The organism is Agrobacterium sp. SUL3, from assembly GCF_001263295.1.
Classification (GTDB): domain Bacteria; phylum Pseudomonadota; class Alphaproteobacteria; order Rhizobiales; family Rhizobiaceae; genus Agrobacterium; species Agrobacterium tomkonis.
The window spans coordinates 599,098-612,086 of record NZ_KQ414499.1; the positions used below are offsets into that span (position 1 = coordinate 599,098).

Sequence of the window (12,989 nt, forward strand, 5' to 3'; positions counted from 1 at the left end):
CGTGCGGGGATCTTTTTAAATGACCATTGGTATCGTTTCCGCGGCCTATGTTGCCGCAGCCGTTCTTTTCATCCTTTCACTTGGCGGCCTTTCCGGCCAGGAAAGCGCCAAACGCGCCGTCTGGTACGGCATAACGGGCATGGGGCTTGCCGCCGCCGCCACGGTCTTCGGACCTGATGTCGGCATAGGCTTCATCGTCCTGTTGATGATCGCGGGTGGCTCCGTCCTCGGTTATTACGTCGCAAGCCGCGTACAGATGACCGAAATGCCGCAGCTTGTGGCAGCCCTTCACTCCTTCGTTGGCCTTGCCGCCGTCTTCATCGGTTTCAACGCCCATATCGAGGAAGCGCATGTCGCCTCGCTCGATGAGGCGGCGCGCTCGCTGCTGACAGGCTTTTCCGCCATCCTCGCCCATAAGACGCCTGTCGAACTGGCGATCATGAAGGTCGAGGTCTTCCTCGGCGTCTTCATCGGCGCGGTCACCTTCACCGGCTCCGTCGTCGCCTTCGGCAAGCTTGCCGGCAAGGTGGACGGCAAGGCGAAGAAACTGCCGGGTGGACATGTTCTTAATGCGGGCGCCGCGATCCTGTCGCTCGTGCTGCTCATCATGTATTGCAACGGCGCGGGCGCATGGTCGCTGGTGCTGATGACGCTGCTGGCCTTCTTCATCGGTTACCACCTGATCATGGGCATCGGCGGTGCCGACATGCCTGTCGTCGTCTCGATGCTGAACAGCTATTCCGGCTGGGCGGCAGCAGCCATCGGCTTCACGCTCGGCAACGATCTGCTGATCGTCACCGGTGCGCTGGTCGGCTCTTCGGGTGCAATTCTGTCCTACATCATGTGCAAGGCCATGAACCGCTCCTTCGTCTCGGTCATCCTCGGCGGCTTCGGCGGCACGACGGGTCCGGCGATGGAAATCGAGGGCGAGCAGGTCGCCATCGACGCCGAAGGTGTCGCAGCGGCATTGAACGATGCCGACAGCGTCATCATCGTGCCCGGTTACGGCATGGCGGTAGCGCAGGCGCAAAGCGCGGTCTCCGAACTCACCCGCAAGCTGCGCGCCGACGGCAAGACCGTACGCTTCGCCATCCACCCGGTGGCGGGCCGCCTTCCCGGTCACATGAACGTGCTGCTCGCCGAAGCCAAGGTGCCTTATGACATCGTGCTGGAAATGGACGAGATCAATGACGATTTCCCCAATACCGACGTCGTCATCGTCATCGGCTCCAACGACATCGTCAATCCGGCAGCGCAGGACGATCCAAACTCACCCATCGCCGGCATGCCGGTTCTGGAAGTGTGGAAGTCCAAACTGGTCATCGTCTCCAAGCGTGGCCAGGGCACGGGTTACTCCGGTATCGAGAACCCGCTGTTCTACAAGGACAATACGCGGATGTTCTACGGCGATGCGAAGAAGTCGATCAACGACCTTCTGCCGCTGATCAAGTAAATGAAAAGGGCGTTTCCGGGAGACCGGAAACGCCCTTTGAATTTCTGAGAAACGACGATACGTTTCGTCCGTCATGCCGGACTTGATCCGGCATCCAGCCACGGCGCGTCTGCGCCGTGAAAAGAGTCTTACGCGCTCAAAGCACCCGGTAACGCCGGTTGAAATACATCAGCGCCTCATCGCCCGCATTAATCTTCATACCGACAACATCGCAGATGAGGATATCGTGCGTGCCGCCGTCATGGGCTTCGCGGATGCGGCAGTCGAAAGAGACGAGCGCGTCTTCCAGAACGGGTGCGCCGGTTTCAAGCACGCCCCAGCTGCCGGCAGCAAAACGTTCATCGGCGGGTGTCTTTCCACCAAAAAGCGTGCTCAGCACCTCGTGATGCGCGGCGAGCGTGTTGACGCAGATGACACCGTTTGTCTTCACCACCTTATAGGCTGAGGCATTGCGGTTGAGGCAGACGAGAAGCGTGGGCGGATTGTCGGAGACGCTGCAAACGGCGGTTGCTGCAAAGCCCGCACGACCAGCGGCACCATTGGTAGTGACGATGTTGACCGCCGCACCGAGCCGCGCCATGGCGTTTCTGTATTCGAGGCTGCGTTGCTCTGCAGTCTTCGTCTCCATTTCCGCTTCCTTTTCAAGAGACATCATCTGCATCTAACCCATCCTTCCTTAACAGGCCATCAAGCCAGCACACAGGTGTCTTCAAAGCCAAGCCGCGGCAGCCGGCCGAAGAGCTTCGACGGATCACCATGACCGAGATTGATCAGGAAATTGGATTTCCACGTCGTGCCGGCGAAAAACGCCGCATCCACCTTGCCCTTGTCGAAACCGGACATGGCCCCGGTATCCAGCCCCAAAGCCCGGGCCGCGAGAATGAGATAACCCGCCTGCAGGGTGCCATTGCGGAAAGCCGTTTCCTCGGCGACAGCAGGGCTGGACGTGAACCACGAACGGGCATCCGCATGCGGAAACAGCATCGGCAGTTTCTCGTAAAATTCACTATCGATGGCGGCGATGACGGTCACGGGTGCCGCCATGGTCTTTTCAAGATTGCCGGAAGACAGCGCCGGCCGAAGCTTTTCCTTCGCTTCCGGGCTGCGCACGAACACGAAACGACCCGGTGAGCAATTGGCCGAAGTCGGCCCCATCTTCGTCAGATCGTACAGCGCGCCTAGCGTCTCGTCGCTGACCGGCTTGTCTGTCCAGCCATTGTGGGTGCGTGCTTCGGTGAAGAGCGTTGCAAGTGCCTTGTCGTCGAGTGCTGTCGTCATTGTCCTAAAAAATCCCGTCAGAATGTTCGTGTTGCCGGTAGCAGAAACTGCAAAAGTCGTGCGTTGAAAAGGTCAGGTTCGGTAATATTGACCGCATGCGCCCCGAAATCGAGAAGGCAGAGTTCGCCCTGCGGCAAACCCTCAACGAGACGCAGGGAGCGGGTATAGGGCACCAGAAGATCGTCTTTCGTGCCCACCACCAGAACCGGATTGCCGACATCGCCAAGTCGACGGTCGACATCAAAAGCCCGAAGCGCCGCAATACGCCGCAGCACATTCGCCCTGCCCTGAAAATGCGCGACGCCATGCACGTCGTCGCGGGCCAGCCGTTCCTGATGTTCCGACATCCAGGCGGCCGGATAAAGAAACAGCGGCTGGGCTTTGACGAATGCCTCGACACCGGATTTCTCCAGAAGCTCGATCCGCACATCAAAGCAGCGCCCGGAATGCGGATCGGCCTTGCTCCACGCATTGATGAGAACCAGCCGGTCGATGATGCCGGGCCTGCGCAGCGCGATATCGAGACCGATCAGTCCGCCAAGCGCATGGCCCATGAAGTGGAATTTTTCGAGGTCCAGTGCAGAGACAATCTCCAGCACGTCATCCGCCATCGCCGATATGCCGCCCTCTGCCGGCACCTCGCCGCCGGTCCTGCCGGTTCCGCGATGGTCGTAGGTGACGATCCGGAAATGATCGGCAAGGGCTTCGATCTGCGGTGCCCAATAGGCGCCCGATCCGCCCAGTCCCGATGACAGCAGGATGGTGGGCGCTTCAGGGTCGGTGCGGCCATGAACCTCGAAATGCATCATCGTGCCGCTTCGCCTTATTTGCCGATATGGGCGACGGTGGCGATTTCCACCAGCGCGTCGGGCTTCACAAGGCCGCACTGAATGCAATACCGCGCCGGCTTGTCGCCGGGGAAATATTCGGCATAGACCGTGTTGACGGCCTGGTAGTTCGCCCAGTCGGTGATGAAGATATGGTTCATCGTCACATCCTCCATCGTGCCGCCGGCGGTTTCGATGACGGACTTGATGGTTTCGAGAACATGGCGGGTCTGCGCACTGGCATCGCCCACATGCACGACATTATTGTCCTTGTCGAAGGGCAGCGTGCCCGAAACGTAGACCACGCCATCGGCAAGGGTTCCCGGCGAAAAGGGAGCGATGGGTTTACTGGTACCGGCAGGCACGATAATCTTTTTCGGCATTTCGTTCTCCTCTTTGTGGTTGGATATCAAGCGCTGACGGGCGCGGCCTGCGAGATGACACCGCAGAAATCATTGACGGTGGCGACCCAGCCGAAAAATTTCTCGACATTGTAGAGCGTCGCCTGCTGGATATAGTCCGGACCCAGATGATGGGTGGCGTCCTCCAGCATCACCCCGAAATATTCGAGATGGAAGGCATCGCGCAGCGAGCTTTCCACGCAGACATTGGTGGCGATGCCGACAAAGACCAGATTGCGGATGCCGCGGGCGCGCAAAACGCTGTCCATATTGGTGTTGAAGAAACCGCTGTAACGCGTCTTCGGCACCAGAATATCGCCGGGCTGCGGCTGCAACTCGTCGACGATGGCATAATCCCACGTGCCCTTGGCCAAAAGCTGGCCCTGCAGTTCCGGCCTCTTGCGCATGGTCTTCAGGGCGTTGGACTTGTGCCAGTTGGGTGAACCCGGCCCGCCCGCCTCAACATAATCCTTGTCCCAGCCATTCTGGAAATAAATGACCTGAACACCTGCTGCGCGCGCCGCATCCAGCGTCTTCTTGATGTTGGCGATGGTGCCCTTGGCCCCTGATATATCGAACCCGGCCAGATCGACATAACCGCCCTCTGTCGAATAGGCGTTCTGCATGTCGACCACGACAACGGCGGTCTCGCTGGGTTTCAGGGTAATCGGCTCCGGCCTTGCGGGAAGCGTCACACTTTCCGAACGGCTTTCCGGTCCCTTGTAGCCCGCCACGACGGCTTCGCTCATTCCGCAGCCTCCAGTCCGGCCTGAACATGCGCGCGGCTCTTCATCAGCGGCTGCACATATTTGCCGAATTTTTCAACGCCTTCGAGGAAGTCGTCGAAGGTCAGCATCACGCCGCCCGTTCCCGGCACTTCGCTCATTTCATCCAGCATGGCCGCCACTTCCTCATAGGAACCGATCAACGTTCCCATGTTGATGTTGACCGCCGAGACCGGGTTGGACATGTGCCGCACATTGGTATCGGAGCCGGATTTGGTGTCGACGGCGCTTTGCAGGCCGAGCCACTTGATGGCATCCTCATCCGCACCCGCCTTGTAGTGCTCCCACTTCGCCCAGGCATCTTCGGATTTTTCCTCGGCAAGCACCATCGTCAGCACGACGGATTTGACCTCGCGGCCGGACTTTTCCGTTGCCGCCAAAAGCCGCTCGTTGGTGGGCGCGAAGGCCTTCGGCGTATTGACGCCGACACCGAAGCAAAAGCTGTAATCGGCGAACTTGGCCGAGAACGCCATGCCGGAATTGGAAGAGCCGGCGCAGATGAGCTTAACATCGCCCTGCGGCACCGGCTTCATGCGGCAATCTTCCATCTTGAAGAACTTGCCGTTGAAATCCGATTGCCCGTCCGTCAGCAACTCTTTCAGAACGGTGGTGTATTCGCCGAGATATTCGTAACGATCACCGAAATAATCATCGCCCGGCCAGAGCCCCATCTGGCTATATTCCGGCCGCTGCCAGCCGGTAATCAGGTTGATGCCGAAACGGCCGCCAGAAATGGAGTCGATCGTCGTCGCCATGCGGGCAACAATGGCCGGCGGCATGACCAGCGTGGCGGCCGTGCCGAAAAGCTTGATCTTGGAGGTGACGGCGGCAAGGCCTGCCATCAGCGTGAAGGATTCCAGATTATAGTCCCAGAATTCGGTCTTGCCGCCAAAGCCGCGCAGCTTGATCATCGACAGCGCAAAGTCGAAACCATATTGCTCCGCCTTCAGCGTGATTGCCTTGTTCAAGTCGAAGCTCGGCTTGTATTGCGGCGCGTTTTCAGAAAGAAGCCACCCATTGTTCCCGATCGGGATAAAAACACCAACTTCCATTTTGCTGTTCCCTTTTTACGTCAGGTGTCTCCTGACTTGACAAAAGAGTAGCAGGTTCCGTGCCAGACCAAATAAAATAATTTTATCAAATGGATAAAATTTTGAGGCGGACGGAGCCTTGACCAAAAGATAAAAAATTTATCATTTGGTCAAAATATTTGCCTGTTTATTCGGCAGAAGTGAATGCAAGAGTCGTATGATTGGAAGTTGTAGAAATGGTCCTGAAAGTGCGGTGAGGCGCGCTTCACACTCCTCGTCATCCTCGGGCTTGTCCCGAGGATCTATCCACGTCAAATAAAATCAATCGGTTGTAGATCCTCGGGACAAGCCCGAGGATGACGGCGTTGGGTTTTCGAAATAGCGATCAATCTTGGATAGCTCTTCAAGAGCTATGCCAAAACCTCAACCCAGCCGCTGCTGCGCATAGGCATGTACGGCCCGGAACGCAGCCTCGGCACCCGCGACAACCCGCTCTTCCTCTTCAACCGTCAGCGCAATTTCATCAAGCGCGGCGGTGAAGGTGCGCCAGTGCAGGCCGCGTCCTTCCGGTGCGCCGGCCAGATGGCGCGCGCCGAATTCTTCCGTCAGGCCAAGCTTGGCCGCATCTTTCAGCAGGAAAGCCGCACCGAGATTGGAGCCTTCGACCACATAAAGCCAGCCCATCGCCTCCGGCAGATCGAACGGCGTTTCGCCGGTGAAACGCGCGGCCTTGGCTTCCGGAATAGCAAGATCGAGATCGGCAAGGTCCTGCTCGATCATGGCGAGACGGCGGCGGCCTTTGAGATCGGGAAGCAGGCCATCAAGCGTGGCATTGGAAAAGAAAACGTCGAGGTCGCGATGGAAAAGATATTGGGTTTCGACGAATTTGCCGAAGTTTTCCCGGCTCTCGAACGGCTTGGATGCCATGATGAAGGTATCGAGATCGCCATGGGCGCCACGCGTCGCCGCCTTCAGGCGCTTGACGCGGCTCTGTTCAATCTCTGCTACAGGCGCTGTCCGCTCCGCAATGGTCATGGTGATGGTCCCTTTATCCCTATATTCAGACTGCCTGATAAAAATCTTTACTCCAACAGTCAAATTTTATTTTCGCATTTTTTCGTGACCCCTGGCAGAGAAAACCTGCGGGCAAAAGTGGCAGCAAACGGCATCCGCGCCAATCATCGGCAATGGCCCCATCCTCGACCACAAACAGACAAGGCACCCGCCGCGTCGAAAAGCGAATTCTTCCCCCCGGACCCGAACGTTACAAATCACGTTACAACTACTGCTTTACAACTAACATGTCAGTATGCCATCAATCTGCGGTCACCTTGGAGGAGCATCTTAATTGACCCAGAAATTCGGCCTTTCAGCAGCCCTGACGACACCGTTCAAAGCGGATGGAAACGTCGATATCGATGCGATGATCGCGCATGCCCGCCGCTGCCTTGCAAATGGCTGCGACAGCGTGACACTGTTCGGCACCACTGGAGAGGGGTGCTCGGTCGGCAGCCGTGAACGGCAGATCATTCTTTCCCGTTTCATTGAAGCCGGCATTGAACCCTCCCGCCTCGTCACCGGCGTTCTGGTGGATTCCATCGAGGATGCGGCCGAACAATCGGCGGAAGCGTTGAGCGCGGGCGCTCGCAATATTCTTCTCGCCCCGCCTTCCTATTTCAAGAATGTCAGCGATGACGGGCTGTTTGCCTGGTTCTCTGCCGTTTTTGCAAAAATCGGCAAGGATGCCCGTGACATTCTCGTCTACAACATTCCGTCCGTGACCATGGTGACATTGTCGGTCGAGCTGGTGGGACGGCTGAGAGAAGCCTTCCCCGGCATCGTCACCGGCGTCAAGGATTCCTCCGGCAACTGGAGCCACACCGAGCGCCTGCTGAAGGAGCACGGCGACCTCGCCATCCTGATCGGCGATGAGCGCGATCTCGCCAGGGGCGTTCGCCGCGGCGGTCAGGGCGCGATATCAGGCGTTGCCAATTTCTTGACACAGGAAGTGCGCGCCATGGCCGTTGACGGCAAGGACGACAAGCGCATCGTCGATCTTGTTGTGGAACTTCTGAAATTTCCGGTTACGCCTGCCGTCAAGGTGCTGGTATCACACACGACAGGCGAAAATATCTGGGCGGATGTGCGCGCACCGCTCGTTACGATTTCAGCTGAAGACCGGCGGCGGATCGAAGGCGCTTTCGATGCGCTGTTTCGCAAACAGGCCGCTTGAACAGGCCTTGAAAGGTTGAGCATGGACGATACCGGCGAACAGACGTTGCGGGAACGGGCGTATGAAAGCTTTACGCATCACCTTCTCTCGCGTGATGTTCGCCCGGGGCAATTCATCTCGCAACGCCGCCTCGTGGAACTGACGGGTCTGCCGCTGGGGGCGATCCGGGAGGCAATTCCGCGGCTGGAAGCGGAAGGGCTGATCAAGACCGTGCCGCAGCGGGGCTTGCAGGTCGCCCATATCGACATCAACCTTATCCGTGAGGCATTCCAGTTCCGTATCTTTCTCGAAAAGGAGGCCGTGGCGCTGTTTACCCGTTCCGCTTCCGACGAAACTATCGCCAAGCTTCTGAAACAGCATCGCGATATCGCCGAAGCGGCTGAAAATAATGGAGAATCGCCGGAGCTCGATCAGCATGCGCAACAGGTGGACTGGGGCATGCACGATGCCTTCATCGATGCGCTCGGCAATTCGATCATCTCGAATGCCTATCGCGTCAACTCCATCAAGATGCGTCTCATCAACCAGGAGCGCTTTCGCATCGCCGGCCATGTGAAGTCGGTGATGAAGGAACATCTCGCCATTCTCGAGGCCATCGAGAGGCGATCCGTCGAAGACGCCGTGGAGCGTCTGACCGCCCATATCCGCAACGCAAGGGACAGGGCGCTGGCGGTATAGGGCAATTCCGGCAGGGACTAAAGAGGATCCTGCGCCGGAATTGCATGAAAATAAGCAACAAGCCGGGGTGAGGAGAATTTCCGGCTAACTGGAGGAGAACTGACATGACGCATTCATTGCTCAACCCCACGCGTCGCGCCTTTCTGGCAGGCACGGCGGCGCTTGGCGGCGGCGCGATGCTCGGCATTCGCCCGGCATCGGCGGCGGTGAACTGGAAAAAACACGCCGGCACCACGCTTGAAGTCAACCTCGTCAAAAGCCCGCGCAGCGAAACGCTGATCAAATATCTCGGCGAATTCGAAGAGCTGACCGGCATCAAGGTCAATGCCGAAGCAACGCCGGAACAGCAGCAGCGCCAGAAGGTCGTCATCGAACTTTCTTCCGGCAAGCCGAGCTTCGATGTGGTGCATCTGAGCTATCACGTGCAGAAACGCCAGTTTGAAAAGGGCAAGTGGCTGGCCGATATCAGCGGTTTCCTGAAGGACCCGTCGCTGACCGATCCGTCGCTGGTCGAGAAGGATTTCGCCGAGGCCGGCATGCTGTTTGCCAAGGATAGCGACGGCGTGCTGCGCTCGCTGCCCTTCTCGGTGGATTACTGGATTGTCTACTGGAACAAGGACCTCTTCGAAGCCAAGGGCCTGAAATACCCCGAGACCTTCGAAGAACTGGTGACGGCGGCGGAAAAGATCACCGACCCCGCAACCAACACCTATGGTTTCGTGGCGCGTGGCCTGAAGAACGCCAACACCCCGGTCTGGACCTCGCTGATGCTGGGTTACGGCGCCAAGCCCATCAGTGCGGACGGAAAGATCGACACCGAATCCAAGGAAGCGGTGGAAGCTGCAAAACTCTATCAGCGCCTGATGACAAAAGCCGCCCCTCCCGGCGTCTCCGGCTTCAACTGGGCGGAAGCGCAGTCGGCCTTCCTGCAGGGCAAGATCGGCATGTGGTTCGATGGCGTCGGCTTTGCGCCGCCGATCGAGAATCCGGAAAAATCCCGCGTGGTCGGCAAGGTCGGTTACGGCGTCATGCCGAAGGGCCCGGCAACCCAGGCCGCCGGCACCTTCGGCGATGGTCTAGGCGTCGTCGAAGCCAGCAGCAAGAAGGAAGCCGCCTATCTCTTCTGCCAATGGGCGATTTCGCATGAAATGGGCGCGCGTCTCCTGCAGGCCGGTGCGGGCGTTCCCTTCCGCCAGTCCATTCTCGAAGACCAGAAGGTGCGCGAAGGCGTGAAGATGCCGGCCGCCTGGCTGGATGCGGTCGTCGGTTCCGGCAAGGTCTCGCAGCTTGCCCTTCCCGTCATCATTCCGGTGACGGAATTCCGCGACATCTACGGGGTCGGCCTCACCAACATGATCGGCGGCGCGGACCCGGCAGCCGAGCTGAAAAAGGCGACGGAACAGTTCGCACCCGTTCTGGCGCGTAGCGAGGGATAATGGCCTCCGTGAGCATCGAAAACACCAAGACAGGCGCAAGCCGGAAAGAAGGGAGCAGGCCGGCAAGGCTTGCTCCCAACTACTGGCCCTTCGTCATACCGGCACTTGTCGTCATTCTGGCGGTGATCGTTTTTCCATGGGTCTTCACACTCTGGATGAGCGCGCATCGCTGGACGCTTGGGCAGGAGCAGAGCTTTATCGGTTTCGAGAATTATATAAGGCTCGCCAGCGATATCAGGTTCTGGGAATCGCTCTGGCACACGCTCATCTATACCGTGCTGTCGGTGGTCGCCCCGCTCATCCTCGGAACATTGGCGGCGCTGGTTTTCGATGCGCAGTTTCCGCTGCGCGGTTTTCTGCGCGGCGTCTTCGTCATGCCGATGATGGCGACCCCGGTCGCCATCGCGCTCGTCTGGACCATGATGTTCCACCCACAGCTCGGCGTTCTGAACTACCTGCTGTCCTTCATCCACATCGGCCCGCTGGAATGGATCTACAACCAGTCCACCGTCATCCCCTCGCTGGTGCTGGTGGAAACCTGGCAATGGACGCCGCTCGTCATGCTGATCGTGCTCGGCGGGTTGGCCGCAGTACCCCGCGAACCCTATGAGAGCGCCGAAATCGACGGCGCCAATGCCTGGCAGAAGTTCCGTTACCTGACGATGCCGATGATCGCGCCGTTCCTGATGATCGCCGTCATCATCCGCTCCATCGACGCCGTCAAAAGCTTCGACATCATCTATGCGATGACGCAAGGCGGACCCGGCACGGCGTCGGAAACCATCAACATCTATCTCTACAATACGGCATTCGCCTATTACGATATCGGTTACGGCTCGGCCATGGCCGTCGTCTTCTTCATCATCATCGTGGCGCTGTCCTTCGTGCTTCTGATGGTGCGCCAGCGCTCGCAATGGAACGAGATGGAGGATCGCTGATGTCCGCTAAAATCCTGAAACGCAAAAACATCGATCGCATCGGCCTGTTCTTCGTGGCGCTGGTGATGATCTCACCGGTCATCCTGTTCTTCATCTGGATGATCTCCCTGTCCTTGAAATACGAGATCGACAACGGCGCCTATCCGCCGATCCTCATTCCCGAACGTTTCGCCTGGTCGAACTATGTGAAGGTGTTCGAGGAGAATAATTTCTTCCTCTATTTCTGGAATTCGGTCCTCGTCACCGGTGCAGCCACCATTCTGGCACTGGTGATCGGCGTGCCCGCCGGTTACGGGATTGCGCGACTGAAGGCGGAAAAATCCGCTGTCGTCATCATGATCGCCCGCATGACGCCCGGCCTCTCCTTCCTCATTCCGCTGTTCCTGCTGTTCCAATGGCTGAACCTCCTGGGCACGCTCTGGCCGCAGATCATCATTCATCTTGTCGTGACCGTGCCGATCGTCGTCTGGATCATGATCGGTTATTTCGAGACCACGCCGAAGGAGCTGGAAGAAGCGGCAAGCATCGACGGCGCGTCCTCCTGGCAGGTGTTCCGGCTGGTGGCGCTGCCGATTGCCAAGCCCGGCATCGTCGTCTCCTTCATTCTGGCGGTCATCTTCTCGTGGAACAACTTCGTCTTCGGCATCGTGCTGGCCAGCCGTGAAACGCGCACCCTGCCGGTCGCGGTCTACAACATGCTGTCCTTCGAGCAGGTCAGCTGGGGACCGCTTGCCGCCGCAGCGCTCATCGTCACGCTGCCGGTGCTGCTGCTCACCATGTTCGCACAGAAACAGATCGTGGCGGGCCTGACCGCCGGCGCCGTCAAGGGCGGCTGAACCAACAATTTAAATACGGGAACCTGTACAATGGCACCGGTCAATATCCTGAACGTCCAGAAGCGCTTCGGCTCGGTCAACGTCATCCACGGCATCGATATCGATATCAAGGATGGCGAATTCGTCGTCCTCGTCGGCCCGTCCGGCTGCGGCAAGTCCACCCTGCTGCGCATGATCGCCGGGCTGGAGGAGCTGAGCGACGGCGAAATCCACATTGGCGCGCGCGAGGTCAGCCACCTGCCCGCCCGCGACCGCGATATCGCCATGGTCTTCCAGAACTACGCGCTTTATCCGCACATGACGGTGAAGGACAATATGGGCTTCGCGCTGAAGCTGAAGAAGGTCAGCGCCGAGGAAACCAAGGCCAAGGTGGACAGGGCCGCCGCCATTCTGGGGCTAGAAAAATTGCTGGACCGTTATCCACGCCAGCTTTCGGGCGGCCAGCGCCAGCGTGTCGCCATGGGCCGCGCGCTGGTGCGCGATCCGCAGGTCTTCCTGTTCGACGAGCCGCTTTCCAACCTCGACGCCAAGCTGCGCGTGCAGATGCGCGGCGAGATCAAGGCCATGCACCAGCGCATCGGCACCACCACCATTTACGTCACCCATGACCAGGTGGAAGCCATGACCATGGCCGACAAGATCGTGGTCCTGCATGACGGCGTCATCGAGCAGATCGGCGCGCCGCTCGAGCTTTACGACAATCCCGCCAATCTCTTCGTTGCCGGTTTCATCGGTTCGCCGGCCATGAATTTTATTCGCGGCCGGGTGGAGGAAGGCGTCTTCCGCACCGCAAAGGGCCTCAGCCTGCCGCTGCCCGCCAATGCCGATATCGGCAAGCTCGGCGGCCGTGACCTCGTCTACGGCGTGCGGCCGGAACATATCCGCGCCGCCGAAACCGGCATCGAAGGCCGGGTCGAACTGGTCGAAGGCACCGGCTCGGAAATCTACACCAAGCTCAATTGCAAGGGTGACGAGATCGCCTGCCTGTTCCGCGAGCGGCTCAATGTCCGCTTCGGCGACACGATCCACATTACCATCGATCCTGCAACGGTGCATCTGTTCGACAAGGATAGCGGCAAGCGTATCTGAACAC

14 protein-coding genes are annotated in these 12,989 nt (G+C 58.8%); 7 read left to right on the forward strand and 7 right to left on the reverse strand.

Translation table 11 applies throughout. The annotated features are described in order from the left end of the window. Window positions 1-19: 19 nt before the first annotated feature. Window positions 20-1,453: an NAD(P)(+) transhydrogenase (Re/Si-specific) subunit beta gene (locus AKG12_RS06735; protein ID WP_052818258.1), complete on the forward strand. Its 1,434-nt coding sequence runs from the start codon at window positions 20-22 to the stop codon at window positions 1,451-1,453. Between the two features lie 136 nt (window positions 1,454-1,589). Here the strand turns inward: AKG12_RS06735 and rutF are convergent, their stop codons facing one another. From rutF to AKG12_RS06770, 7 genes are all read right to left on the reverse strand, one after another. Beyond that, a complete protein-coding gene (gene rutF / locus AKG12_RS06740; RefSeq protein WP_052818259.1) occupies window positions 1,590-2,114 on the reverse strand; it encodes an NADH-dependent FMN reductase RutF in 525 nt (174 codons plus the stop codon). A 26-nt stretch (window positions 2,115-2,140) separates the two neighbouring features. Further along, window positions 2,141-2,731 carry a malonic semialdehyde reductase gene (locus AKG12_RS06745; RefSeq protein WP_052818260.1) on the reverse strand — a complete coding sequence of 197 codons (591 nt, stop codon included), beginning with the start codon at window positions 2,729-2,731 and terminating at the stop codon, window positions 2,141-2,143. A gap of 17 nt (window positions 2,732-2,748) precedes the next feature. Then, on the reverse strand, window positions 2,749-3,540 hold the full coding sequence (rutD, locus tag AKG12_RS06750) for a pyrimidine utilization protein D (RefSeq protein WP_052818261.1): 792 nt from the start codon (window positions 3,538-3,540) through the stop codon (window positions 2,749-2,751). Between the two features lie 14 nt (window positions 3,541-3,554). Further along, a complete protein-coding gene (gene rutC, locus AKG12_RS06755; RefSeq protein WP_045023399.1) occupies window positions 3,555-3,941 on the reverse strand; it encodes a pyrimidine utilization protein C in 387 nt (128 codons plus the stop codon). A 26-nt stretch (window positions 3,942-3,967) separates the two neighbouring features. Continuing rightward, window positions 3,968-4,708, reverse strand: a complete 741-nt coding sequence (rutB, locus tag AKG12_RS06760) for a pyrimidine utilization protein B (RefSeq protein WP_052818262.1) — start codon at window positions 4,706-4,708, stop codon at window positions 3,968-3,970. Next, on the reverse strand, window positions 4,705-5,796 hold the full coding sequence (rutA, locus tag AKG12_RS06765; protein WP_046801552.1) for a pyrimidine utilization protein A: 1,092 nt from the start codon (window positions 5,794-5,796) through the stop codon (window positions 4,705-4,707). The genes rutB and rutA overlap by 4 nt, the downstream gene beginning before the upstream one ends. Before the next feature lie 402 nt (window positions 5,797-6,198). Beyond that, window positions 6,199-6,810: a biliverdin-producing heme oxygenase gene (locus AKG12_RS06770; RefSeq protein ID WP_052818263.1), complete on the reverse strand. Its 612-nt coding sequence runs from the start codon at window positions 6,808-6,810 to the stop codon at window positions 6,199-6,201. Window positions 6,811-7,123: 313 nt separating this feature from the next. On the opposite strand from AKG12_RS06770, the gene AKG12_RS06775 reads away from it, so the two are divergent. From AKG12_RS06775 to AKG12_RS06800, 6 genes are all read left to right on the forward strand, one after another. Beyond that, window positions 7,124-8,008: a dihydrodipicolinate synthase family protein gene (locus AKG12_RS06775; RefSeq protein WP_052818264.1), complete on the forward strand. Its 885-nt coding sequence runs from the start codon at window positions 7,124-7,126 to the stop codon at window positions 8,006-8,008. 21 nt (window positions 8,009-8,029) lie between these two features. Next, a complete protein-coding gene (locus tag AKG12_RS06780) occupies window positions 8,030-8,686 on the forward strand; it encodes a GntR family transcriptional regulator (RefSeq protein ID WP_046801555.1) in 657 nt (218 codons plus the stop codon). A 104-nt stretch (window positions 8,687-8,790) separates the two neighbouring features. Beyond that, a complete protein-coding gene (locus tag AKG12_RS06785; protein WP_052818265.1) occupies window positions 8,791-10,122 on the forward strand; it encodes an ABC transporter substrate-binding protein in 1,332 nt (443 codons plus the stop codon). Beyond that, a complete protein-coding gene (locus AKG12_RS06790) occupies window positions 10,122-11,060 on the forward strand; it encodes a carbohydrate ABC transporter permease (protein WP_046801557.1) in 939 nt (312 codons plus the stop codon). The genes AKG12_RS06785 and AKG12_RS06790 overlap by 1 nt, the downstream gene beginning before the upstream one ends. Window positions 11,061-11,074: 14 nt before the next feature. After that, window positions 11,075-11,896, forward strand: coding sequence for a carbohydrate ABC transporter permease (locus AKG12_RS06795; protein WP_175414563.1), 822 nt, complete (start codon window positions 11,075-11,077; stop codon window positions 11,894-11,896). A 30-nt stretch (window positions 11,897-11,926) separates the two neighbouring features. Continuing rightward, entirely contained in the window at window positions 11,927-12,985 is a 1,059-nt protein-coding gene (locus tag AKG12_RS06800) for an ABC transporter ATP-binding protein (RefSeq protein ID WP_052818266.1), read from the forward strand. Window positions 12,986-12,989 lie beyond the last annotated feature (4 nt).